This window comes from Streptomyces sp. NPDC088766 (assembly GCF_044750845.1).
Classification (GTDB): Bacteria; Actinomycetota; Actinomycetes; order Streptomycetales; family Streptomycetaceae; genus Streptomyces.
Genome location: NZ_JBIVKQ010000004.1, coordinates 326,457 through 350,770 on the forward strand (window position 1 = coordinate 326,457; position 24,314 = coordinate 350,770).

Below are 24,314 nucleotides of genomic sequence, written 5' to 3' on the forward strand. Positions count from 1 at the left end.
CGTGTAATCCGTGATACAGGTCTCACCACCCCCGAACGGGGGGCACCGCGGCGAACCGCCGCGGAGAAGGGCGGGCAGGTGACAGCGGCGGACACGGCCGGGGCGGTGGAGATGCGCGGCGCGCTGGCGCGGCTGCGGCGGGCGACGGGGCTGCCGGTCGCCTTCGGCGGGCTCGTCGAGCCGGGCCGCCCGCGGATGCGCATCAGCGAGCTGAGCGGCGCGGCCACCCCGGCGCTGCGCGGGCTCGCGGTGACCTCGGGCAACGGGCTCGGCGGAAAGGCGGTCGCCCTGGGCCGGCCGTGCGCCGTGACCGACTACTCCCTCTCCCGGCAGATCAGCCACGAGTACGACACGGCGGTCGCCGAGGAGGGCCTGCGCTCGGTCCTCGCGGTCCCGGTGGTCGTGCGCCGCCGGGTGCGCGGTGTCCTGTACGGCGCGCTGCGTACGGCCCAGCCGCTGGGCGACCGCACACTGAACGCGGCCGTCGACGTGGCGCGGGACGTCGAGCAGACCCTGGCGGTCGGGGACGAGGCCCGGGATCTGCTGGCGGCGGCCCGCCCGGAGCCCCGGGCCGGGTCGGCGGCGGGCTGGGAGCAGGTGCGGGAGGCCCACGCCTGCCTGCGCGCCCTCGCCCCGCGCATCGCCGACCCGGTGCTGCGCGCGGAGCTCCTGGAGGCCTGCGGGCTGCTCACCCGGGGCACGCCGTCGCCGGCGGTCGCCCTGGCGCCCCGCGAGCTGGACGTGCTGGCGTACGTGGCGGCGGGCGCGACCAACCGGACGGCCGCCGAACGGCTGGGCCTGCGCCCGGAGACGGTCAAGGGCTACCTCGGGTCCGCGATGCGGAAGCTGGGCGCCCACACCCGCGGGGAGGCGGTGGTCGCGGCGCGGAGGGCGGGGTTGCTGCCTTAGCGGCGGCGGGGGCCGTGCGGAAGCGTAAGGATCAAGCCAGGGAGGGGCCGGGACGATGAGTGTTCATTCAAACGTCACCGCGATGAATTTCGGTATGCTCCCGTTGTTATCTCCCTCACGACGCCGTCCTTCCGGATTTCAAAGAGACGTTGCCTAGAATTCGGTCGGACACGACACTCGGAGGGAGCGGTGACCGTGCGACGGGACTTCAAGGAGCCTGCCAGATGCCGCCCCGACCTGGTCATCGGCAGGGACGAGCTGTTCACCTCCGCCCGTGAGCAGCTGACCCGCGGCGGCAGTGTGCTGCTGCACGGCCCGGCCGGAATAGGAAAGTCGACCGTGCTGCGGGCATTGGCCGCGGATTACGGCGACGCGGCCCGCACCGTCCTGCGTTGCTCGGCCACCGAGTCCGAAAGCCACCTCCCCTTCCTGGCCCTGGCCGATCTGTTCGGCCTGGTGCTGGACGAGGTGGCCGACAAGCTGCCCTCCGCCCAGCGCACCGCCCTGGAATCGGCGCTGACCGGCCGGGGCGAGTCGACGCTGCAACGCGACGGCCTCGCCCTGCGCCTGGCCGTGCTCTCGGCGCTGCGCGCCCTCGCCGCCGCCGGGCCCGTGCTGCTCGTCGCCGACGACATGCAGTGGCTCGACTCCGCGAGCGCCGAGCTCCTCGGCTTCGCCGCCCGCCGCCTCGGCGACACCCCCGTCCAGCTGCTCTGCGCGGTCCGGACCGAGGGACAGGAGTACGACCGTCATCTACGCGCGTCTCCGCCCGACACCCTCGCCGTCCGTCTGAACCCCCTCTCGCGTGCCCAGGTCTCCGTGCTGCTCGACCACCGCGGCTACACCGACCTGCCCCGTTCGACGGTCCGCGAGATCCACCGCACCAGCGGCGGCAACCCCCTGTTCGCCCTGGAGCTGGGCCGCGCCCTCGGCGAGAACCCGACCCCGCCGCGCCCCGGCGAGCCGCTGCCCGTGCCGACCTCGCTGCGCGCCCTGGTGCTCAGCCGGCTCGACATGCTCTCCGACGAGGCGCGCCGCACCCTGCTGGTGGCCAGCGCGGGCGCCCGCCCCACGCTGGCACTGCTGCACGCGGCCGGCCGCGAGAACGCCGAGGCGGAGACCGCCCAGGCCGCCGCGCTCGGCCTGCTGGCGACGGAGCCGGAGGGGCCGGCCGTACGCTTCGCGCATCCGCTGATCTCGGCGGCACTGTACGCGGAGGCGCCCGCGCAGGAGCGGCGGGCCGCGCACACCGCGCTGTCCACGGCCGCCTCCGACCCGATCGAGCGGGCCCGGCACCTGGCGCTGTCGACCACCGGCACCGACCCCGGGGTGGCCGCCCGGCTCTCGGAGGCCGCCGCGCTGGCCCGGGACCGGGGGGCGCCCTCGGTGGCGGCCTCGCTCGGGCTGCTCGCGGCCCGGCACACCCCCGCGGACGGCAGGCCGGCCCCGGACGAGCGGCGGCTGGAGGCCGCCGAGGACGCGATCATCGCCGGCGAGGTGGACCTCGCCCGGGACATCGCCCGCGAGGTGCTGACGCGGGCGACGGCGCCCGCCGAGCGGGTGCGGGCCTGGATGGTGGTGATCGAGGCGGCCGGGCAGGCGCTCGGTGACGTCGACGCCGTCTATCCGCAGGTGCTCGCCGACGCGGGCGACGACCCCGTGCTGCTCGCGCAGGTCCACTACCAGCTGGCCTGGCGCGGGCTGGTGGTGCAGGGGGACTTCGCGGAGGCCCGTGAGCAGGCGGCGCACGCCGCGGAGCTGGCCGCGCGCGGCGCGGACCGGCGCAGCGAGCTGATGGCGCTGGCCCTCCAGGCGTCGACGGAGACGCTCATGGGGCATCCGGACGCGCCCGTGACGATCAAGCGGGCCCTGAAGGAGCCTCAGGACCCCTACGTGGCGTGCCACCACAACGGGGCGGGCACGGCCAGGTTCCGCTGGCTGCTGATGAGCGATCAGCTGTCCGAGGCCCGCTCGACGATCACGGCGTTGCTGCGCGAGGCGCGCCGGCGCGGCATGGTCGAGAGCGAGGTGCACTTCCAGCGTTTCCTCGCGGAGACCGAACTGCGTTCCGGGCACTGCGGGCGCGCCCTGGACCTGGCCCGCGAGAGCCTGCGGCTGGCCCGTGACTCGGGGATCGGCCTGGGCGCCTCCGCGATGCTCGCCTCCCTCGCCGAGGCGTCCGGCGGTGAGGTGAGCCGCGCGCTGGAGCTGGCCCGGGAGGCCGCGGGACGCGCCGAGGAGGACGGCGACCAGATGTACCTGTCGCGGGCCCTGGCCGCCCTGGGGCATGCCCGGTTGGTCGCCGGGGACGCCGCGGGCGCGGTGGCCTCGCTGCGCCGGGTGCGGGAGCTGGAGGCGGGACTCGGCATCAACGACCCGGCCCGCGGCCGCTGGCAGGGCGACCTCGCCGAGGCGCTGGTGCGGGTGGGCGAGCCGGGTGAGGCGCAGGAACTCGTCGACGTCACGCGCGAGGACGCGCTGCGGCTGGGCCGCGAGAGCATCCTGGCGACGCTGGACCGGGCGGAGGCGCTGGTGCGGGCCGCGCGGGGCGACCAGGAGGGCGCGCTGGCCCGTCTGACGTCCGTTCAGGACCGGTTCGCCAAGCTGGGGTACGGGCTGGAGGAGGCGCGGGCGGCGTTCGCCATGGCGCGGCTGCGCACCCGGCGGCCGGGTCCGACGTCGTACGACGAGGCGGCGCGGCTGTTCCGGCGGTGCCGGGCGCTGCCGTGGCTGCGGCAGGTGGAGGCGGCGGCCGCCGAGGAGCCGGCCGGGCCGGCCCTCGTGCCGGCGCCGGTATTGGCGTTCGACGCGCTGGAGGGGCTGGCGTCGATGGAGCGTCAGGTGGCGGCGCTGGTGATGGAGGGCGCCACCAACCGGGAGATAGCCGCGCGGCTGTTCATCAGTGTCAAGACGGTGGAGGCGACCCTGACCCGGGTCTACCGCAAGCTGGGGATCCGCTCGCGGGTGGACATCGTCCGGCTGGCGGCGGGGCACCACGCGAAGTGAGGGCCGGGCGGGTTCACTGACGGCGTGGGTGCACCGCCTGCGCGGGGCCGGTGCGCCCGGGTTCGCGGAGCGCGGGGCCCCGGTCCTGGGCCCGGAGCGCGGCTTTCCGGTGCGACCGAGGGTTTTCCCTCCCCAACTCCCTTAGGGGGTTCCCTCATTGGGGTTGGGACGCACCCGGTCCTAGCGTAAGGGACGTGCCGCTCGCCGGGCACACGGGGGTCGGTCCCGAGACCCCCGTGCAATCCCCCCACACCCGCGCGACCCCCCACCGGCAACTCCCTCACCAAGGAGATCGATGTTCGGGCTCACCCGTGCCAAGAAGGCCGCGGCCCTCGCGACGGCCTCGGCCGCCGCGGTCGCGACCGCCCTGCTCAGCGCCCCCACCGCTGTCGCAGCCCCCCAGCCGATCGTCGGCGGCACCACCACGACCACGACCGCGTACCCGTTCATGATGCAGATCACGGACGCCTCGCAGAACCAGTTCTGCGGCGGCACCCTCGTGTCGGCGACCAAGGTGGTCACCGCTGCCCACTGCATGGTCGGTGAGACGACCAGCAGCGTGCGGGTCGTCGGCGGCCGCACCTATCTCAGCGGCACGAACGGCACGGTCGGCCGGGTCAGCAAGATCTGGATCAACCCGGACTACACCGACGCCACCAACGGGGACGACGTGGCCGTCCTGACCCTGTCGACGTCGATGCCGTACACCACGGCGCCGTACGTCACCTCCTCCCAGACCGGCGTGTACGCGGCCGGCACCACGGCCCGCGTCCTGGGCTGGGGCACGACCTCGGCGAACGGCAGCTCCTCCAACCAGCTGCGCACCGCGACCGTGCCGATCGTGTCCGACTCCGGCTGCGCGAGCAGCTACGGCTCCGACTTCGTCGCGAGCGACATGGTGTGCGCCGGATACACCTCCGGCGGCGTAGACACCTGCCAGGGCGACAGCGGCGGTCCCCTGCTCATCGGGGGCGTCCTGGCAGGCATCACTTCATGGGGCGAGGGTTGCGCGCAGGCCGGTTACCCGGGTGTCTACACCCGGCTGACCACCTTCTCCAACCTCGTGACCGCGCAGGTGAACTCGTAAGTCACCGCGCGACCCGGAAGAACCCCTGAGCATCCCTCAGGTGAATGACCGGGGGGCGCTGCGAGCCTCCACGAGCGGCCCGCAGCGCCCCCTCTCCATGCGCCGGATCCCCGCGCGACCCGTGCCCGGCTCCTAGCGGACCACCGTGCCGAACCGGATGCCGTACGGCGACGACTCCCCGTACGTACATCACCCGCGGCAGCCGCTGCCCCTTGGCCGTCACCTCCCGCCGCCGCTCCTCGCCGAGCCGGCCGGACGGCTCGACGACGAGGGTGTCCGGGCCGGGGCGCGGGGGGCGGGGCCGGGGCGCGGGGTGTCGGGAGGTCACGGGCGAGGTGGTGCGGGACGGTTCGTCCGCCGCGCGCACCCCACGTCGGTCCCCGGCGCGGCGGACCCGCCCGCCGCCGCCCGCGGGAACACCGAGCCGTCGCCCCGAGGAAAGCGGTCCGCGTCAGCCGGCGGGTGAAGGCGGTTCCTCCGGAGCCGTCGGCAGGGTGAGGTGGGCGAGGTCGCCGGGCGGTGGGGTCGTCATCGACCACAGCGGGGCGGCGGTGCCGTCGGCGACGGCGGCCGGGGCGTCGGTGAGGTTCATCCGCTCGCGCAGCCGGCGGTAGAAGTCCATCGGTCCCAGCCGGACCGCCCGCAGCCGGCGCCGCGCCGCGTAGACGCCGATCCAGTCGCCCGGGTCGAGGACGCCGCGCAACTGGCCGTCGATGCTGACGGCGGCCCGGCCCGACCGTTCGAGGACGCGCAGACCGACGGGCTCGTCCGGGGCCGTCACCACCGACCGGTCGAACATCATGTGCGGGGCGACCGGGGTGAAGACCAGGGCCTCGGCGCGCGGCGAGACGACGGGGCCGCCGGCGGCGAAGCTGTAGGCGGTCGAGCCGGTCGGGGTCGCCACCAGCAGGGCGTCGGCGGAGTAGGAGGCCAGGAGCCGTCCGGCGACGTAGACGCCGACGGACACCTGGCGGTCCCTCGACAGCTTCTCCAGCACGATGTCGTTCAGCGCGAACACGCGCAGCGGGATGCCCCATTCGTCGTCGGTCTCGCAGTCCTCGCGCACCCGCGGCGGCGGCAGGAGCGGCCCGCGCCCGTACTTCAGCAGCGCCTCCATCTCCTCGGGCACCTCCAGCCGGCGCGAGGCGCGCAGGGTCAGCAGCAGCCGGCTCTCCACGGTGAGCCGGTCCTCCCGTACGGCGTCCAGGGCGGTGCGCACCGCGGCGGCGGGCACCTCGGTGAGGAAGCCGACGCGGCCCAGGTCGACGCCGAGGACCAGGGCGTCGTTCTCGGCGGCGAGCCGGGCGCCGCGCAGGAACGTGCCGTCGCCGCCGAGGGTGACGACGAGGTCGGGGTTCCCTGCGGCCTCGACCTCCTCCCCCGCGCTGTGCCGCCCGCCGTCCCGCCACACGTCGATGTCCGCGCACGTCACGCCGTGCTCCGCGCACCATGCGCGCACGACGCGGGCGGCCTCTGCGGCCTCCGGGCGCCCTCCGTGCACGACGAGCCCGAGCCGACCCACCGTCATGCCAGCCTCCACATCACCTCGCCGGACCGCCAGCAAAACACCGCCGGAGCCGCACCGCCACGCAGGCACGCAGGCACGCAGGCACGCAGGCACGCAGGCACGCAGGCAGGCCGGGCCTCCCATGCCGCCCGCAGGCCACAGCCCACAGGCCACAGCCCGCCGCCCACAGCCCGCCGCCCGCCGTGCCGCGTCGTGGCCGCGTCCGGGAGTCAGCGTCCGCGGGCCGCGCCGACGGCGCTCAGGGTGCGCAGTGCCGCCCGTTTCAGGACGGGGTGGTCGCGCACCAGGCGGTGTGCGGCGCGTACGGGTTCGCGGCGGAGCCAGTGCAGGGCGGCTCCCGGGCCGGTCGTGCGCAGTGCCCCTTCGTGCACCAGGAGGTCGCCCGTCTTGAAGGAGTTCTTGTACGCCGCCTCGCCCCGGCCGAAGTCGAAGAGGTGGATGCCGGAGGAGGCGGCGGCCTCGATCATGCGGAGGTAGAGGACGCGGCCGGGCGAGTAGGTGGCGAGGGTGCGGTCGTAGGAGGGGAACCAGCAGGAGAAGACGGTGCGCGAGCGCAGGCCGAAATGGGCGGCGACGGGCCGGTCGGCGGCGTAGAGCACCGAGAGGATGCCGGAGCAGTGCGGTGAGGCGGTGCCGGCGAGGAGGCCGACGAGCCGGGTGATCCACGGCTGGGCGAACGGGTCGCGGCGGCCGGTGCGCCGGTAGTGGGCGGACTTCCAGGCGATGAGGGCGCGCAGGGCCGCGGGGTCGCGTTCGTCGTGGACGAAGCGCAGCGGGCCCAGGTTGCGGACCATGCGGCGCTCCTGCGCTCTGGCAGCCTTGAGGAATCCGCGCGCGTGCTCGCGCAGTTGCCGCTCGTAGTGCTCGAAACCGGGGGCGAGGTCGACGACGGGCGAGGCGAACTGCCCGGTGGCGTAGGGCAGGAACAGGTCCTGGCCGCTTTCGAGGTGGTTGAACTCCCAGGCGTTGAGCGAGCAGGCGCGCATCAGGTGCTGCGCCTCCAGCTGGACGTCCGGCTCGAGTACGGCGCCCTGGCAGTCGGAGACGCCCAGCCCGACCGCGCGGCCGTAGCCCCAGGGGCCGCGCTGGTGGGGGAAGTAGCCGACGGGCCGTCCTCTGCGGCGCAGGACGGCCACCCGGGTGTCGGGCCGGACCCGGCCGACGGCCTGGGTGAACTCGGCGCTCATGAAGGGGTTCGCGACGGTGGCGGTCGTGACGCGCAGGTCGTTCCACGACGCGAGGTCCGCGGGAGCCAGGTCCCCGGGGTGGACGAGGTCGATGCGCGGTGTGGTCATGCGGACTCCTGGTGTCGCGGGGAGCGGGCGGCACGGCCGACGAAAACCCTTGCCGGCCCGTTCCTTTCGGCCCGTCCATGATCCGCGAGAAGTGTGACCGCCGTTTCCCGAACGAGAGGATTGCCCGATGTGAACGTTCAGCCGAAGACTCGCGGATACGGGTGAACCGCCTCGGGGCGGCGCACGAAGGCGGCCGCCCGCCGCGCCCGCCTGGGGGCGGGAACGCGGTGGACGGCCGCCCGGTGAGGTCTCACCCGGACCGGCGCCGGGGAGCCGCGGCGCCGGGGAGCCGCCGGCTCAGAAGGCGCCCATGCGGACGAGCCATGCGTCGTCGTTGTAGTCGTTCCTCGCCGGGTCGACGACGCTCGCCGGCTTCTCCTCGACCATCTCGGCCGGGGTGATGCGCTGCGGCAGCGCGCCGAACCGGGCACGGCGGGCCGTCTCCGCGGCGTCCTGGGTGTTCTCTTCGTGCGCCATCTGATCCTCCGGGGTTCGGCCGTGCACTGCGGATCGGTCACCCACTCGCGTACCGAGGATACCCGGCACAGACCTATTCGTCACCTGCCAGAGCAGTGACGAACGTCGGGGACACACCCCCACCCCCGCGAACCCCCGCCGACACCATTGACGAGTGCATGCTCAACCCCTATCTTCTGGCCGAAGTTACGAACTGTGTTCGAAATAACGGACAAGGGACGGTCCTGATATGCCTCGGATGTTCCGTCGGCGCACCCGCGCACTGCTCACGGCCGGGACGGTGGCCCTGGCGGCCGCCTGCTTCGCCGGTCCCGCCGGCACCGCCCAGGCCGCCGTGCCCGCCTCCCCCGGCGTGACCTACACGAACCCGCTCGCGGAGAAGCGCGCGGATCCGCACATCTTCAAGCACACGGACGGCTACTACTACTTCACCGCCACGGTCCCCGAGTACGACCGCATCGTGCTGCGCCGGGCGACGACCGTCCAGGGCCTGTCGACGGCCCCCGAGACCACCATCTGGACCCGGCACACCAGCGGGGTCATGGGCGCCCACATCTGGGCGCCGGAGATCCACTTCATCGACGGCAGGTGGTACGTCTACTTCGCGGCCGGCGCCACGGACGACGTGTGGGCGATCCGCATGTACGTCCTGGAGGGCACCGGCGGCAACCCGCTCACCGCGGCCTGGGCCGAGAAGGGCCGGATCAGGACCACGTGGGAGAGCTTCTCGCTGGACGCCACCACGTTCGTCGTGAACGGCGTGCGCTACCTCGCCTGGGCGCAGCGCAACCCGGCCGAGGAGAACAACACCAGCCTCTTCGTCGCGAGGATGGCGAACCCCTGGACGATCACCGGGACTCCGGCGGAGATCTCGCAGCCCACCCTGGCCTGGGAGACCGTCGGCTACAAGGTCAACGAGGGGCCGGCCGTGATCCAGCACGGCGGCAAGGTCTTCATGAGCTACTCGGCGAGCGCGACCGACGCCAACTACTGCCTCGGCCTGCTGACCGCCTCCGCGACCGCCGACCTCACCGACCCGTCCTCCTGGACGAAGAGTCCGCAACCGGTGTTCAAGAGCAGCGCGGCGACCTCGCAGTACGGACCCGGCCACAACTCCTTCACCGTCTCCGAGGACGGCAGGTCCGACATCCTCGTCTACCACGACCGCAGCTACAAGGACATCACCGGCGACCCGCTGAACGACCCCAACCGCCGCACCCGTGTGCAGAAGCTGTACTGGAAGGCCGACGGCACCCCCGACTTCGGCATCCCGGTCGCCGACGGGGTGACCCCGCAGCGCTTCTCCTCGGACAACCTGCCGGACCGCTTCGTCCGGCACTGGGAGTACCGCGCCCGCGTCGAGGCGAACGTGAGCCCCCTGGCGGACTCGCAGTTCCGGGTGGTGCCCGGCCTCGCCGGCAGCGGCACGGTCTCCCTGGAGTCGGCCAACTTCCCCGGCCACTACCTGCGGCACAAGAACTTCGAGGTGTGGGTGGAGAAGAACGACGGCAGCGCGCAGTTCGCGGCCGACGCCACGTTCCACCGGCGTGCGGGTCTGTCCGACGCGGCGGGGGTGTCGTACGAGTCGTACAACTACGCGGGCCGCTACCTGCGGCACTACGACCATCTGCTGTACGTGCAGGCGCCGAGCACGGCGACGGACCGCGCGGACGCGACGTTCCACACCCAGTGAGGCATCCCCTCCACCCCCTCCCCGGGTCCCGGCGTCTGTCGCGAGAGCTGCGCGGCAGACGCCGCGGGGCAGGCGGCAAGGGCGGGCGCACCGGGAAATAATCCCAGGTCAACCGCTATACGCCCTGTGTATGGTCCCGGCATGCCTTCTCCGACCAAGAAGATGAAGAAAACGGGGATCCCGTTCCGTGCGGCCGGGGCCGGTGTCGCCGCCTGCCTGGCCCTGGCCCTGACGGGCTGCGCCGGGCTCGACACCACCGCACCCGGCGCCGTGCGCGCCGAGCCCGTGTCCACCGCCCGGGCGGCCCGCTTCGGCACCGTCGACTGCCGTGCGGCGAAGTGCGTCGCGCTCACCTTCGACGCGGGCCCGAGCGAGAACTCCGCCCGCCTGCTGGACATCCTGAAGGAGAAACAGGTCCCGGCGACCTTCTTCCTCCTCGGCAAGCGGCACATCGAGAAGTACCCGCAGCTCGTCACGCGCATGGCCGACGAGGGCCACGAGGTGGCCGGTCACACCTGGGACCACAAGATCCTCACGGAGCTGGCACCGCGGGAGATACGCGAGGAACTGGAGCGCCCCAACAGGGAGATAGAGCGCCTCACCGGCCGCCGGCCCACCCTGGTGCGCCCGCCCCAGGGCCGTACCGACGACACCGTGCACGAGATCTGCCGGGAGCTGGGCCTCGCGGAGGTGCTGTGGAGCGTGACCGCCAAGGACTACACGACGGAGGACTCCGCGCTGATCCGGCGCCGGGTCCTCGAACAGACCGAGCGGGACGGCATCATCCTGCTGCACGACATCTACGCCGGGACCGTGCCCGCGGTGCCCGGGATCGTCGACGCGCTGAAGGAACGCGGCTACGTCTTCGTCACCGTGCCCCAACTTCTCGCGCCGGGGCGGGCGGAGGCCGGAAAGGTCTACCGCTGACCGGGCCGGTGAGGGCACGGCCGTGCCGCCCGCACGCCCGCGCACCCGTCCGGACTGGGCCAACCGTGTGAGCCGCCGGCGAACGCGCCACCGCGCCTGAGCGACTCCTTACGATCACTGTGTGGCGACCTTCCAGTTCGAACGCACGGCACCGCTTCCCCTCGACGAGGCCTGGCGGCGGCTCACCGAGTGGACCCGGCACGGTGACGTGGTCCCGCTCACCCGCGTCACCGTGCTCACCCCCGGCCCGACCCGGGAGGGCACCGTGTTCGTGGCCCGGTCCGGGATCGGACCGCTGGCCTTCGACGACCGCATGGAGGTCACCGTCTGGTGCCCGCCGGACGACGGCGGACCGGGCCTGTGCCGGCTGGAGAAGCTCGGCCGCACGGTCCGGGGCTGGGCGGAGATCGAGGTCCGCCCCGGCCCCGGCGGCCGGACCAGGGTCGTCTGGCGCGAGGAGATCCGCTCGCCCCTCGCGCCGCCCTTCCTCGACCCGCTCGTGAGCCCCGTCGCCCGCGCGGTCTTCGGCCGGGCGGCCAACCGTCTGCTGCGCCGGGGCTGACGCCTCGTCACCACGACACCGGCCCCACCCCCGCCCCGCACACCCCGTCCGGGAGCGCGCGGGGCGCGAACGGCTGTTCCGGGCCGCCGCACGCGCCCCGAGGACCCCCGGGGCAGCCCCCCGAGCCCGTGAAAAAGTGACCCCGTGAAGGGTGTCGACGTGCGGGTGGACGAGGTCGAGGCGCTGGCGGCGGACGGGCTGCGGCGGCTGCTCGCGGCCGCCCGGGAGACCGGGGGCAAAGAGCTCGGACGGCCCGCCGTCCCTTCCGGCGCGGAGGTCGAGGCGGGCCTGTAGCGCGGGACGGCCGGGATCGTGCCGGCGCTGCTGGAGGCCCGGCGGCACTTCGGGGACGACGGCTACGGCGACGCAGCCCTGCGCGCGGCACGCTTCCTCACGTCCGCCGCCGAGGCGGGCGAGGACGACTCGCTGTACTTCGGCCGTACCGGGATCGCCCTCGTCCTGCGCACCGTCCACCGCGAACTCGGCGACGGCGCGGCCGGGGCCGCCGCCGACCGGGCCCTGGCACGGGTGCGGTCACGGTTCGACGGGACGCGCTGGGGCGAGTTGTTCGAGCTGATGGGCGGCGACGCGGGCATCGGCCTCGGCGCGCTCGCGACGGGCGAAGCTCGGGAGTCGCTCCCGGCTCGGGCGAGACCTCGGGCTCAGGCGACCGAGCCGATCCTCCCGGCCGGCGGCGACGGGGTGTCGTGATGGATCGGGGTGTGCGCCCCGGTCAGTGGGACCCCGCTGCCCCCGCGCCGGTCGGCGACGATCTCCGCGGCGATCGACAACGCGGTCTCCTCGGGCGTACGGGCGCCCAGGTCGAGCCCGATGGGTGACCGCAGCCGGGCCAGCTCCGGCTCGGTGACGCCGACCTCGCGCAGCCGTTCGTTGCGGTCGAGGTGGGTGCGGCGGGAGCCCATGGCGCCGACGTAGGCGACCTGCAGGCGCAGGGCGAGCCGGAGCAGCGGCACGTCGAACCTGGCGTCGTGGGTGAGGACGCACAGGACCGTCCGCGCGTCCACCTCCGTGCGCTCCAGGTACCGGTGCGGCCAGTCGACGACGACCTCGTCGGCCTCGGGGAAGCGGTCACGGGTGGCGAACACCGGGCGGGCGTCGCACACCGTGACGCGGTAGCCGAGGAACCTGCCGACCCGCACCAGCGCCGAGGCGAAGTCGATCGCGCCGAACACGATCATCCGCGGCGGCGGCACCGAGGCCTCGACGAGCACGGTGAGCGGGGTGCCGCAGCGGGAGCCCTGTTCGCCGACCTCCAGCGTGCCGGTGCGGCCCGCGTCGAGCAGGGCGCCGGCCTCGGCGGCCACCGTGCGGTCCAGTTCGGGGTGGGCGCCGAAGCCGCCGTCGTGGGAGCCGTCGGGGCGCACGAGCAGGGCGCGGCCGAGGAGTGCGGCCGGCCCGCCCACGACGCGGGCGAGTGCCGCCGGCGTGCCGGACGCGGCGGCCCGCAGGCCGGCCGCGACGACCGGGCGGACCGGGTCGCCGGCCCGCACCGGGGTGACGAGGACGTCGATGACGCCGCCGCAGGTCAGGCCGACGGCGAAGGCGTCGTCGTCGCTGTAGCCGAAGCGTTCGAGGACGGGCTCCCCGTCGGCGAGGGCCTGTTGGCACAGCTCGTACACCGCCCCCTCGACACAGCCGCCGGAGACCGAGCCGATCGCCGTGCCGTCGGCGTCCACCGCGAGGGCGGCGCCCGGCCGGCGGGGTGCGCTGCCGCCGACGGCCACCACGGTGGCGACGGCGAAGTCACGGCCCTGCTCGACCCACCGGTTCAGCTCCTCGGCGATGTCCAGCATGTCCAGGTCTCCTTGACTGCGATGGTGCGGAGGTCGGTTCGGGTGCGGCCGGTGGACGCCGAGCCGGCTCTCGACGGGGTGGCGGGCGAAGTACCCCGGGAAGACCACCGTCAGGCCCCCATGAAGGGGCCGGTCTCCCCGGCCCCGCCCTGACCCGTGCGGACGGTGGACGGCCCAGGACGGACAGTCGGGGCCCCGGGGAACGAACCAGGCGCTCCCGGGGCGGACTTGCCGGTTCAGCCCGTGGCGGGGGCTGTTGCGGTGAGGTGTTCGGGGCGGACCGGTGTCCGGTTCAGCTCCAGCCCGGTGGCGTCGCGGATCGCCGCGAGCACCGCCGGGGTCGAGGACAGGGTCGGGGCCTCGCCGATGCCGCGCAGTCCGTAGGGGGCGTGGTCGTCGGCGAGTTCGAGGACGTCGACGGGGATGGTCGGGGTGTCGAGGATGGTCGGGATCAGGTAGTCGGTGAAGGAGGGGTTGCGCACCTTCGCGGTCCTCGGGTCGACGACGATCTCCTCCATCACCGCGATCCCCAGGCCCTGGACGGTGCCGCCCTGGATCTGGCCGAGGACGGACAGCGGGTTGAGGGCCTTGCCGACGTCCTGGGCGCAGGCCAGTTCGACGACCTTCACCATGCCCAGCTCGGTGTCGACCTCGACGACCGCGCGGTGGGCGGCGAAGGAGTACTGCACATGGCCGAAACCCTGGCCGGTGCGCAGGTCGAAGGGCTCGGTGGGCCGGTGCCGCCACTCCTCCTCGACCTCCACCGCCTCCTCGCCGAGGACGTCCACGAGGTCGGCGAGCACCTCGCCGCCGTCGGTGACGACCTTGCCGCCCTCCAGCAGGAGTTCGGCGGTGGCCCAGGCGGGGTGGTGGGAGCCGAACTTGCGGCGCCCGATCTCCAGCACCTTCTCGCGGACCAGCTCGCAGGAGTTCTTCACGGCGCCGCCGGTGACGTACGTCTGCCGGGAGGCGGAGGTCGAACCGGCGCTGCCCACTTCGGTGTTGGCCGGATGGATGGTCACCTGGGCGACGCCCAGCTCGGTGCGGGCGATCTGCGCGTGGACGGTGACGCCGCCCTGGCCGACCTCCGCCATCGCGGTGTGCACGGTGGCCACCGGCTCCCCGCCGACGACCTCCATCCGCACCCGGGCGGTGGAGTAGTCGTCGAAGCCCTCGGAGAAGCCGACGTTCTTGATGCCGACCGCGTAGCCGATGCCGCGGACGACGCCCTCGCCGTGCGTGGTGTTGGACAGACCGCCGGGCAGCTGTCGTACGTCCGCGCCCTCGCTGGACTCCCACTGGCGCTCCGGCGGCAGCGGCATCGCCTTGACGCGGCGCAGGAGTTCGGCGACCGGGGCCGGGGAGTCGACGATCTGGCCCGTGGGCATGATCGCGCCCTGTTCCATGGCGTTGAGCTGCCGGAACTCCACCGGGTCCAGGCCCAGTTCCTTGGCCACCTTGTCCATCTGGGCCTCGTAGGCGAAGCAGGCCTGGACCGCGCCGAAGCCGCGCATCGCGCCGCACGGCGGGTTGTTGGTGTAGAGGGCGACGGCCTCGACGTCCACGTCGTCGACGACGTAGGGACCGATGCCGAGCGAGGCGGCGTTGCCGACGACGGCCGGGGAGGCGGAGGCGTACGCGCCGCCGTCGAGGACGATGCGGCACTTCACGTGGGTGAGCCTGCCGTCCCTGGTCGCACCGTGCTCGTAGTGCAGGCGGGCCGGGTGGCGGTGGACGTGGCCGAAGAAGGACTCGAAGCGGTTGTAGACGATCTTGACGGGTCTGCCGGTGCGCAGGGCCAGCAGGCAGGCGTGGATCTGCATGGACAGGTCCTCGCGGCCGCCGAACGCGCCGCCGACGCCGGCCAGGGTCATCCGGACCTTGTCCTCGGGCAGGCCGAGGACGGGCGCGATCTGGCGCAGGTCGGAGTGGAGCCACTGGGTGGCGATGTAGAGGTGGACACCGCCGTCCTCCTCGGGGACGGCGAGGCCGGACTCGGGGCCGAGGAAGGCCTGGTCCTGCATGCCGAAGGTGTACTCGCCCCGGACGATCACGTCGGCCCGCGCGGCCGCCGCGGCCGCGTCGCCGCGGACGACGGGCTGGCGGTGGAGGATGTTGGGGTGCGGGACGTGGCCGATGTGGTGATCGGTGCGGTTCTCGTGGACGAGGACCGCACCGGGGGCGGTCGCGGAGGCCTCGTCGGTGACGACGGGCAGCTCGCGGTACTCGACCCTGATCTTCGCGGCGGCGCGGCGGGCGGTCTCGGGGTGGTCGGCGGCGACGATCGCGACCGGCTCGCCGTGGTGGCGGACCTTGCCGTGGGCGAGGACGGGGGTGTCCTGGATCTCCAGGCCGTAGTTCCGGACCTCCGTCGGCAGGTCGTCGTACGTCATGACGGCGTGGACGCCCGGCAGGGCGAGGGCCTCGGCGGTGTCGACGGAGACGATCTCGGCGTGCGCGACGGTGGAGCGCAGGATCTGGCCCCAGAGCATGTCCTCGTGCCACAGGTCGGACGAGTAGGCGAACTCGCCGGTGACCTTGAGGGTGCCGTCCGGGCGGAGCGTGGACTCGCCGATGCCGCCCCTGGCCGGCGCGCCCTGGGTGATCTTGGTGGGCGTGCCGTTGGGGGAGGACATCGCGCGGGAGGAGGCGGTGCGGTGGGAGGCTGTGGACATCGTCAGACCTCCTCCGACTGCCGGGCGGCCGCCAGGCGGACCGCGTCCATGATCTTCTCGTAGCCGGTGCAGCGGCACAGGTTGCCCGAGAGCGCCTCGCGGATGTCCGCGTCGGTCGGGTTCGGGTGGCGCTCCAGCATCTCGTCGGCGGCGACCAGCAGCCCCGGGGTGCAGAAGCCGCACTGGACGGCGCCGGCGTCGATGAACGCCTGCTGGACCGGGGCGAGTTCGCCGCCCTCGCCGGTGTGCGAGTCCGCGCTCCCGGCCTGCCGGGCCCCGGCCTCGTCGAGCGAGGTGCCGCCGCGGGCGCCGGTTGCGCGGGAGCGCTCCCTGGCGTACTCCGCGAGCCCTTCCACGGTGACGACCTCGCGGCCCTCGACCTGGCCGGCGGCGACCAGGCAGGAACAGACCGGGACGCCGTCGAGGCGGACGGTGCAGGAGCCGCACTCGCCCTGTTCGCAGGCGTTCTTGGAGCCGGGCAGGCCGAGCCGCTCGCGCAGGACGTACAGGAGGGACTCGCCCTCCCACACGTCGTCGGCCTCCTGCGGGCGTCCGTTGACGGTGAAGTTGACGCGCATCAGGCAGCGCCTCCCTTTCGACGGGTGGTGCGGCCGGCGCCGCGGTACGACTCCCAGGTCCAGGTCAGGGTCCGGCGGGCCATGACGCCGACCGCGTGGCGGCGGTAGCTCGCGGTGCCGCGGACGTCGTCGATCGGGTTGCAGGCGGCGGCGCACAGGTCCGCGAACCGCTTGGCGAGCGACGGGGTGATGATCTTTCCGCTGTCCCAGAAGCCGCCCTCGTCGAGCGCGGCGTTCAGGAACTCCTCCGCGGTCCTCGCCCGGACGGGGGTGGGCGCGGCCGAACCGATCCCGGTGCGGACCGTGCGGGTGTCGGGGTGCAGGGCCAGTCCGAAGGCGCACACGGCGATGACCATGGCGTTGCGGGTGCCGACCTTGGAGTACTGCTGGGGGCCGTCGGCCTTCTTGATGTGCACGGCGCGGATCAGCTCGTCGGCGGCGAGCGCGTTGCGCTTCACCCCGGTGTAGAAGTCGTCGACGGGGATGCGGCGGGAGCCGCGCACCGACTCGACCTCGACCTCGGCGCCGGCCGCGAGGAGGGCGGGGTGGGCGTCGCCGGCCGGGGAGGCGGTGCCGAGGTTGCCGCCGACGCCGCCGCGGTTGCGGATCTGCGGGGAGGCCACGGTGTGCGAGGCGAGGGCGAGGCCGGGCAGCTCGGACCGCAGGTTCTCCATGATCCTCGTGTAGGGGACGGAGGCACCCAGCCGCACGGAGTCCTCGCCGACCTCCCACTCGTACAGGTCGCCGACCCGGCCCAGGTCGAGGAGGTGCTCGGGCCGCCGGTGGTCGAAGTTGATCTCGACCATCACGTCGGTGCCACCCGCGATCGGCACGGCGGTGGGGTGCTCGGCCTTCGCGGCGAGCGCCTCCTGCCAGCTGGCGGGGCGAAGGAAGTCCATGACCGGCTCTCTTCTTGGTCTCGTGAGTCTTGATCTCGTGAGTATTGGTCCCGTGAGTCCCGGCCTCGTGAGTCCTGGTCCCGTGAGTCCCGGCCTCGTGAGTCCTGGCCTCGTGATTCGTCGGTTCGAGCCGGATCGGGTGCGGCGGTCCCGGCTTTTTCTTGTGATGTTCACGCGGATCGGGGCCAGTACACAGCTCCGTACTCCGCCCGGGTCAGTCACGGAAACCATGAAGGAGTTGGCTGGTCGGGGCGGGCATCTTGTAGATTCGTATGAACGGAGGCCATCGGTAACCTCCCGGTTCTCCCGTGGAAACGTGAGAGACGACGCGGCAGTCCGAGAATGCCGCTCATGAGGGTGCTCATGGGGGGGGGGCCGGGAGCCCGTCGCCGGGACCCGCCCGACCCCGCGACCCCTCACCCTTCACCCTTCATCGTAGATTTCCGGACAAAGAACGGCGGCGACGAGAATGCGGCTGCGCGCACTGCTGGACACCGACGCGCTGGGCCTGCGGCTGCTCGGCGGCCAGGACGAGCTGGACCGCACGGTACGCGGCGTCATGACCACCGACCTGCGGGACCCCAGCCGTTACCTCTCCGGCGGCGAGCTGGTGCTCACCGGGCTGGCCTGGCGCCGGGACGCCGCGGACTCCGAGCCGTTCGTACGGCTCCTGGTGCAGGCGGGGGTGGCCGCGCTCGCCGCCGGTGAGGCCGAGCTGGGCGACGTGCCCGACGACCTGGTCCTGGCCTGCGCCCGGCACCGGCTGCCGCTGTTCGCGGTGCACGAGTCGGTGGCGTTCGCGACGATCACCGAGCACGTCGTGCGCCAGGTGTCCGGGGAGCGTGCCGGGGACCTCGCGGCGGTCGTCGACCGGCACCGCCGGATGATGACCTCGGGACCGGCGGGCGGCGGTCCCGACGTGGTCCTGGACCTGCTCGGCTCCGACCTGGACCTGCGCGCCTGGGTGCTGTCGCCCACCGGCCGGCTCGTCGCGGGCCCGAAACCGGCGGGGCCGGGGCTGCCGGCCGAGGTGCGCGCGAAGCTGGCGGCGGAACACCTGGCGGCCGTCCGCACCGGCCGGCGGGGCCCGCACCGGGTGATCCTCGCCGGTGCGACGTACTCGCTGTTCCCGGTCCGCAGCGGCGCGCGGGCCCCGCAGGCCGTGGGCGACGTACGCGAGACGGTGCTGTCGGACTGGCTGCTGGCCGTCGAGGCGGACGCCGGGGACTGGGCGGCGGAACGGCTCGACCTGCTCCAGGGCGTCACCCAGCTCATCTCGGTCGAGCGGGACCGGCGGGACGCGGCGCGCACGGTGCGCAGACGGCTCGCCCAGGAGGTCCTCGAACTGGTCCAGACGGGCGCGGCGCCCGCCGAGATCGCGGCCCGGCTGCGGGTGGCGGCGCCGGTCCTGCTGCCCGGGCTGGGTGCCGCGCCGCACTGGCAGGTCGTCGTGGCGCGCGTCGAGTGGGACGGCGCGGAGGGGAATGGGGCCGAAGGCGGTCCGGTCGCCCAGTCCCTCCTGGAGGAGATCCTCGTCGACCCGCACGCCACCGGCCCCGAGCCCTCCGACCGCATCGCCGTCGCCCACACCGGGGACGAGGCCGTCGCCCTCGTCCCCCTCCCGGCGGTCGCCGGCGAGCACGACGGACCGGAGTCCGGGGTCCTCGCCGACACCCTGCTGGCCTCCGTGCGGGAGCCGCTGGCCGCGGGCCTCGACGGCGACGGCCGGGTCACGCTCGGCGTCAGCGCGGCGGTGCACTCGGCGGAGGGGCTGCGGGGCGCCCTGGAGGAGGCCCGGCACGCCCGCCGGGTGGCGGCGGCCCGCCCGGGCCGGGTGTGCGCGGCGGGTCACCAGGAGCTGGCCTCGCACGTCCTGCTGCTGCCCTTCGTCCCCGACGACGTCCGGCGGGCCTTCACCGCCCGTCTCCTGGACCCCCTGCGCGACTACGACCGGCGGCACCGCGCCGAGCTGATCCCGACGCTGGAGGCGTTCCTGGACTGCGACGGCTCCTGGACCCGCTGCGCGTCCCGGCTCCACCTGCACGTCAACACACTGCGCTACCGCGTCGGCCGCATCGAGCAGTTGACGGGCCGGGACCTCTCGCGCCTCGAGGACAAGCTGGACTTCTTCCTGGCCCTGCGGATGAGCTGAAACCCGGGGGACGCCCGGGTCCCCCGACTTTGTGAAAAGCTTCACCCACCCCCTTGGCCCGGCCCGTCATTCGTGTTGAGATGCGGCCACCACTCGAAGCTCAACGGTGTGCTGGGCCTGCCCTTCGGATCAGGTCGTCGTGGGGGCGGTGCCCTGCCATGCCGGTGAGCGGGACTCGGTGCGTGCAGCTGCACGGCGCGGGAGGAAGCCGACGCGGAGCGTCGAGGACCGACGGCAACGCCGCAGACGCGCCCGCCGGGCCCCGTGACCCCGAGCTGATCCGAAGGACAGGACCCTGGGGAGGGCAACGTGGCGCATTCCGCCATGTCTGGCAATGGAACGACCGCTGGTGACGATCCCCTCCAGACCGCGGTGTGGCGGCTGCGCTCGCGGGCCTGCTGGGCCGACGCCGCGGCGTTACTGCCGCCGGACAGCGCGGCGGGGGCCGTCCAGCGGGCGGCCCTCTTCGTGGAACGGTGCCTCTACACCGAGCAGGGCTGGCAGGATGCGGAGGACGCGCTGCGAACGGCCGAGGCCCTCGCCCACACCGACGAGGAACGGGGCGCCGCCGCTTGTGAACGAGGGCACCTGGCGTACGCGGCGACGGTGCACGGGGTGCGCGACCGGGCGGACGAGGCGCGGGCCGCGCTCGGCCGGGCAGCCGCGCTGATCCCTCCGGACGCGGCGGGACGGCCCCTGCTGGACTTCCGGCGCGGGCTGCTCGCGGAGAACCTGACCCGCTCCCCGCAGGCCGCACGCGCCGCCTACCGGCGCGCGCACACGGCCGCCGCGGCCCGCTCCGACGACCTGCTGCTGTCCTTCACCTGGCGTCACCTGGCGGGCCTCGCCCTGCGCGACGGCGACACCGCCGAGGCCCGTCACGGCTTCGCCGAATCCCTGCGCATCCGGGAGGAGTTGGGCTACCTGGTGGGTACGGCCCCGGCCCTGGTCTCGCTGGCGGACGCGGAGACCGAGCCGGAGGCGTCCCGACTGCGCGAGGAGGCGGGACGCCTCTTCCGGCTCCTGGGCGGCGTCCCGACGTGGCTGGCCCGCCATCTGACACCACCGGCGGCCACGGCGTAGGCGACCGGGTTCACCCGGACCGGGGCCGGGGAGGGCCGTACCGGACAGGCCGGTGAGAGGTTCGGCTCCCCGGCGGCCACCGGGCAGGCCGGAGTGGCCCGCACCGGGGGCGCGGCGGCCGTATCGCCCTGCCGGGCAAGGGAGTCGGCGATGCCGCGGCCTCCGCGCGCGGGAGGTCGCGGCGGCCCCGGCCGCGCCTGAGTTCCAGTGGCCGTTGCAACACCCCGGCTCAACGGGTGCGACGGGCCTCGAGGTCCGTCAGGGCGAACCCGGGGTCCCCCGGCCCGCGGTGTGTCCACGCGACGCCGTCGGTCACGGCCGTGATCCCGGCGGGAGGCCGTGACGGCGGCCGACGGGGGACGGCAGGGCACCGGCGGCCCTCAGCGCGATCCCGCGAAGTGCTCCCGCACCAGTGCCTGCACCACGTCCACGTCCCCCGCCCCCAGCGCCTCCAGCAGCGTCAGGTGTTCCGCCGCGTCCGCCACCAGGTCGGCCCGGCCGCGCGAGACGGGACCGCCCACCAGCGGCCACTGCGAGCGGCGGTGCAGGTCGTCCGCGACGGAGACCAGTTGCTCGTTGCCGCTCAGACCGAGGACCGCGCGGTGGAAGGCGCGGTCGGACTCGGCGTACGTGGCGCGGCAGCCGGAAGCGGCGGCCCGGACGGTCGCCTCGGCGAGGGGGCGCAGCTGCGCCCAGCGTTCGGCGGGGACCGTACGGGCGAGCCGCAGCATCACGGGGACCTCGATCAGGGCCCGTACCTCGGCCAGCTCGGCCAGCTCCCGCGTGCCACGCACGATCACCCGGAACCCCCGGTTGGGCACGACCTCGACGGCGCCCTCCAGGGCGAGCTGCTGCATGGCCTCCCGGACCGGTGTCGCGGAGACGCCGAAGCGCTCGCCGAGGGCGGGTGCCGAGTACACCTGGCCGGGCGTCAGTTCCCCGGCGACGAGTGCGGTGCGCAGGGCGTCGAGGATCTGACCGCGGACGGAGGACCGCTGGACGAGGGGGCGGGGACGCCCGAGGGGGGGCTCGCCGTGCGTGTGCTCGCCGCGTACGGCGCCGGCCTCGCCGCCGGGGCCCGGGCCGACGCCGCCGCCACTGCCGCCGGGGCCGGCGCCACTGCCGGGGCCGGGCGTCGGGCCGTCGGCGAAGGGGGCCGTCGCGGCCCGGTCCCGGTCCGTGGCGCGCGGCTGCGCGGGAACCCGCGGTCCCGCGCCGGGGACTCCCGTGCCGGCAAAGCCCTGCGCGCTCCGCTCCACGGGTTCTCCTCCGGATCTGTCGGTACTTGGGGTCATTACGGCCGGTTGTTACTCGTCCGTCAAGCACCTTAGGCGTTACCGGCTGCCAGTTCACATCCCGAACGGATTGGGTAAGGTAAGGCTTACCTCGCCCTCATCGCTGGATCGGTGGTACCGGTATGCCCTCACACCCGTCGGCCGTGACGGACGCGTACGCGCGTCTCACCGAGGCCTGCCCGGGCCTGACCGTCGGGGAACTGGGGCCCGGCGAGCCCGCCCCGCGCGGCGGCGGCTGGGTGTCGGCGGCCGCACTGGCGGAGGGCGGCGCGGAGCTGGACGCCTTCCTGGCCTGGGACGAGGCCCAGGTGGCGCGGGACTACGGGCAGCGGGCCCGCCCGGACGTCGTGGCGAGCTTCGGACTGCACCGGTACGCCTGGCCGGCCCGCCTGCTGATCACCGTCCCCTGGTTCCTGCACCGCCGGGTCCCCCGCCTCCCGGTCACCCACGTCTCGTACGACCGCACCGGCGCCGGGATGCGGATGGCCGTCCGCGCGCCCGTCTCGTTCGCCTGCCTGCCGGGCGACCCGGCGGCGGCCCTGCCCGGCGCCCGGGTGGTCCCGGACGAGGAGGCCCTGCGCGCGGAGGTGCGGGCCGCCGTCGCCGAGCACCACGAGCCCGTGCTGGCCGGCTTCGGCCCGCGCACCCGGCGGCGCGGGCGCGCCCTGTGGGGCATGGTCACGGACGAGATCGTCGAGGGCCTGTGGTACGTCGCCGGCCTGTTCGGCGAGGCCGAGGGCGAACGGGCCCGCCACGAACTGGAGCTGCTGCTGCCGGGCGCGACCCGGCCGTACGTCGGTTCGGCGGCCTTCCGGGAACTGACCGGACCGGACGGGAAGCCGCTGCCCACCCGGGACCGGGCGAGCTGCTGCATGTTCTACACGGTGCGCCCCGAGGACACCTGTGCCACCTGCCCGCGCACCTGCGACGCGGACCGGGTCGGCAAGCTCACGGCGATGGCCGCGGGTTGATCCGCCCTCAGGTCGATCCGGCACCCCGCGTCCCGTAAGATCACCCCGACGAGACCTCCCGCACCGTTACGGGCACTTCACAATTTCCTCACTCGGCACGGGAACTTTCCGTGGAACCACCCGTACGGGTAGTCTTATTCGAACTCAACTCCCGCCCCTCATGCGGCAGTTCGAGCAGAACGTCGCCCTGGGCATCCCCTTGCACCTCCTTGGCGGCCTCTTGCCCCGAAACCCCCTGAGGGACGGCGGGATTGGGCCACTATGGCGGGCGTTACGCCCTATCCCAATGCAAGGGACCCCAGATGAGACTGACCGACATATCGCTGAACTGGCTGCTTCCGGGCGCCGTGCTGCTCCTGGGCATGCTGGCGGCGGTGGCGGTGCTCGCGCGCGGAAAGCGCTCCTCGGGGGAGAACACGAGCGACGACTCGTGGGAGCGCAGCGAAGAGCGCCGCAGGCGCAAGGAGGCCATATACGGCACCGCCTCCTACGTCCTGCTGTTCTGCTGCGCGGCGGTGGCCGCCGCGCTCTCCTTCCACGGACTGGTCGGCTTCGGCCGGCAGAACCTGAACCTGACCGGCGGCTGGGAGTACCTCGTGCCGTTCGGCCTGGACGGGGCGGCGATGTTCTGCTCCGTGCTCGCCGTGCGCGAGGCCAGCCACGGTGACGCGGCCCTCGGTTCGCGGATACTCGTATGGACGTTCGCGGGTGCCGCGGCCTGGTTCAACTGGGTGCACGCTCCCCGCGGTTTCGGCCACGACGGCGCACCGCAGTTCTTCTCCGGCATGTCCCTGTCCGCGGCCGTCCTGTTCGACCGGGCGCTGAAGCAGACCCGCCGGGCCGCACTGCGCGAGCAGGGCCTGGTGCCGCGTCCGCTGCCGCAGATCCGTGTCGTGCGCTGGCTGCGGGCCCCCCGTGAGACGTACAAGGCGTGGTCGCTGATGCTCCTCGAAAACGTGCGCAGCCTGGACGAGGCCGTCGACGAGGTGCGCGAGGACAAGCGCCAGAAGGAGACGGCACGCCTGCGCCGCCGCGAGCAGGACCGCGTGGAGCGCGCCCAGCTCAAGGCGATCAGCCGCGGACACCGTGGCTTCCCCGGCCGCGGCGGCCGCCAGCTGGAGGCCCAGGCCTCCTTGGAGCGGGCCGGCGAACGCGTTCCCGCGGAGCCTGCCATAGCGGCGAACTCGCCGGAACAGCTGCCCGTGCGTACGCGGCCCTCCCTCCAGCCCGTCCGCAAGAGCACTGACCCGATCACCGTCGACCTCACCGCGGAGGACGACACGATGGCCCTGCCGCGCCTGGACTCCCTGGAGCGCAAGCTCAAGGACCTGGAGCAGCAGTTCGGCTGACGCACCATCACGGG

General features: G+C 73.9%; 20 protein-coding genes. 12 read left to right on the forward strand and 8 right to left on the reverse strand.

Features of this window, described 5'->3' with window-relative positions; all coding sequences use genetic code 11:
- Nucleotides 1-111: 111 nt before the first annotated feature.
- From ACIP5W_RS08625 to ACIP5W_RS08635, 3 genes are all read left to right on the forward strand, one after another.
- Nucleotides 112-909, forward strand: a complete 798-nt coding sequence (locus tag ACIP5W_RS08625) for a response regulator transcription factor (RefSeq protein ID WP_401469010.1) — start codon at nucleotides 112-114, stop codon at nucleotides 907-909.
- Nucleotides 910-1,098: 189 nt separating this feature from the next.
- Entirely contained in the window at nucleotides 1,099-3,915 is a 2,817-nt protein-coding gene (locus ACIP5W_RS08630) for an AAA family ATPase (RefSeq protein ID WP_401468719.1), read from the forward strand.
- 295 nt (nucleotides 3,916-4,210) lie between these two features.
- Nucleotides 4,211-5,002: a S1 family peptidase gene (locus ACIP5W_RS08635; RefSeq protein ID WP_401468722.1), complete on the forward strand. Its 792-nt coding sequence runs from the start codon at nucleotides 4,211-4,213 to the stop codon at nucleotides 5,000-5,002.
- Between the two features lie 451 nt (nucleotides 5,003-5,453).
- Here ACIP5W_RS08635 and ACIP5W_RS08640 read toward each other — a convergent pair whose 3' ends face one another.
- The 3 genes from ACIP5W_RS08640 to ACIP5W_RS08650 form a co-directional block, all read right to left on the reverse strand.
- Nucleotides 5,454-6,530, reverse strand: coding sequence for an NAD(+)/NADH kinase (locus ACIP5W_RS08640; protein WP_401468724.1), 1,077 nt, complete (start codon nucleotides 6,528-6,530; stop codon nucleotides 5,454-5,456).
- A 209-nt stretch (nucleotides 6,531-6,739) separates the two neighbouring features.
- Nucleotides 6,740-7,825 carry a GNAT family N-acetyltransferase gene (locus ACIP5W_RS08645; RefSeq protein WP_401468727.1) on the reverse strand — a complete coding sequence of 362 codons (1,086 nt, stop codon included), beginning with the start codon at nucleotides 7,823-7,825 and terminating at the stop codon, nucleotides 6,740-6,742.
- Nucleotides 7,826-8,122: 297 nt separating this feature from the next.
- A complete protein-coding gene (locus tag ACIP5W_RS08650; RefSeq protein WP_401468730.1) occupies nucleotides 8,123-8,302 on the reverse strand; it encodes a hypothetical protein in 180 nt (59 codons plus the stop codon).
- A 238-nt stretch (nucleotides 8,303-8,540) separates the two neighbouring features.
- Between ACIP5W_RS08650 and ACIP5W_RS08655 the strand changes: the two genes are divergently transcribed.
- From ACIP5W_RS08655 to ACIP5W_RS08675, 5 genes are all read left to right on the forward strand, one after another.
- Entirely contained in the window at nucleotides 8,541-9,995 is a 1,455-nt protein-coding gene (locus ACIP5W_RS08655; RefSeq protein WP_401468733.1) for a family 43 glycosylhydrolase, read from the forward strand.
- A 162-nt stretch (nucleotides 9,996-10,157) separates the two neighbouring features.
- On the forward strand, nucleotides 10,158-10,922 hold the full coding sequence (locus ACIP5W_RS08660) for a polysaccharide deacetylase family protein (protein ID WP_401469013.1): 765 nt from the start codon (nucleotides 10,158-10,160) through the stop codon (nucleotides 10,920-10,922).
- A 121-nt stretch (nucleotides 10,923-11,043) separates the two neighbouring features.
- Entirely contained in the window at nucleotides 11,044-11,484 is a 441-nt protein-coding gene (locus ACIP5W_RS08665; protein WP_401468736.1) for an SRPBCC family protein, read from the forward strand.
- A 144-nt stretch (nucleotides 11,485-11,628) separates the two neighbouring features.
- Nucleotides 11,629-11,778, forward strand: coding sequence for a hypothetical protein (locus ACIP5W_RS08670; protein WP_401468739.1), 150 nt, complete (start codon nucleotides 11,629-11,631; stop codon nucleotides 11,776-11,778).
- Nucleotides 11,779-11,793: 15 nt separating this feature from the next.
- Nucleotides 11,794-12,195: a lanthionine synthetase LanC family protein gene (locus ACIP5W_RS08675; protein ID WP_401469016.1), complete on the forward strand. Its 402-nt coding sequence runs from the start codon at nucleotides 11,794-11,796 to the stop codon at nucleotides 12,193-12,195.
- Here ACIP5W_RS08675 and ACIP5W_RS08680 read toward each other — a convergent pair.
- The 4 genes from ACIP5W_RS08680 to ACIP5W_RS08695 form a co-directional block, all read right to left on the reverse strand.
- On the reverse strand, nucleotides 12,147-13,298 hold the full coding sequence (locus ACIP5W_RS08680) for an XdhC family protein (RefSeq protein WP_401468741.1): 1,152 nt from the start codon (nucleotides 13,296-13,298) through the stop codon (nucleotides 12,147-12,149). The two genes, ACIP5W_RS08675 and ACIP5W_RS08680, sit on opposite strands and share 49 nt — an antisense overlap.
- Nucleotides 13,299-13,534: 236 nt before the next feature.
- Nucleotides 13,535-15,934 carry a xanthine dehydrogenase family protein molybdopterin-binding subunit gene (locus ACIP5W_RS08685; RefSeq protein WP_401469019.1) on the reverse strand — a complete coding sequence of 800 codons (2,400 nt, stop codon included), beginning with the start codon at nucleotides 15,932-15,934 and terminating at the stop codon, nucleotides 13,535-13,537.
- A 41-nt stretch (nucleotides 15,935-15,975) separates the two neighbouring features.
- Nucleotides 15,976-16,551, reverse strand: coding sequence for a (2Fe-2S)-binding protein (locus tag ACIP5W_RS08690; protein ID WP_401468744.1), 576 nt, complete (start codon nucleotides 16,549-16,551; stop codon nucleotides 15,976-15,978).
- Nucleotides 16,551-17,450: an FAD binding domain-containing protein gene (locus ACIP5W_RS08695; protein WP_401468747.1), complete on the reverse strand. Its 900-nt coding sequence runs from the start codon at nucleotides 17,448-17,450 to the stop codon at nucleotides 16,551-16,553. Before ACIP5W_RS08695 ends, ACIP5W_RS08690 begins: the two co-directional genes overlap by 1 nt.
- Nucleotides 17,451-17,919: 469 nt before the next feature.
- On the opposite strand from ACIP5W_RS08695, the gene ACIP5W_RS08700 reads away from it, so the two are divergent.
- Nucleotides 17,920-19,602, forward strand: a complete 1,683-nt coding sequence (locus ACIP5W_RS08700; protein ID WP_401468750.1) for a PucR family transcriptional regulator — start codon at nucleotides 17,920-17,922, stop codon at nucleotides 19,600-19,602.
- 324 nt (nucleotides 19,603-19,926) lie between these two features.
- Nucleotides 19,927-20,685, forward strand: a complete 759-nt coding sequence (locus ACIP5W_RS08705; RefSeq protein WP_401468752.1) for a hypothetical protein — start codon at nucleotides 19,927-19,929, stop codon at nucleotides 20,683-20,685.
- 380 nt (nucleotides 20,686-21,065) lie between these two features.
- On the opposite strand, the gene ACIP5W_RS08710 is transcribed toward ACIP5W_RS08705, so the two are convergent.
- Nucleotides 21,066-21,944 (reverse strand): GntR family transcriptional regulator, encoded by an 879-nt coding sequence (locus tag ACIP5W_RS08710; RefSeq protein WP_401468754.1) that lies wholly within the window; start codon nucleotides 21,942-21,944, stop codon nucleotides 21,066-21,068.
- A 158-nt stretch (nucleotides 21,945-22,102) separates the two neighbouring features.
- Between ACIP5W_RS08710 and ACIP5W_RS08715 the strand changes: the two genes are divergently transcribed.
- Nucleotides 22,103-22,951: a (2Fe-2S)-binding protein gene (locus ACIP5W_RS08715; protein WP_401468757.1), complete on the forward strand. Its 849-nt coding sequence runs from the start codon at nucleotides 22,103-22,105 to the stop codon at nucleotides 22,949-22,951.
- Between the two features lie 302 nt (nucleotides 22,952-23,253).
- On the forward strand, nucleotides 23,254-24,300 hold the full coding sequence (locus ACIP5W_RS08720) for a DUF2637 domain-containing protein (RefSeq protein WP_401468760.1): 1,047 nt from the start codon (nucleotides 23,254-23,256) through the stop codon (nucleotides 24,298-24,300).
- Nucleotides 24,301-24,314 lie beyond the last annotated feature (14 nt).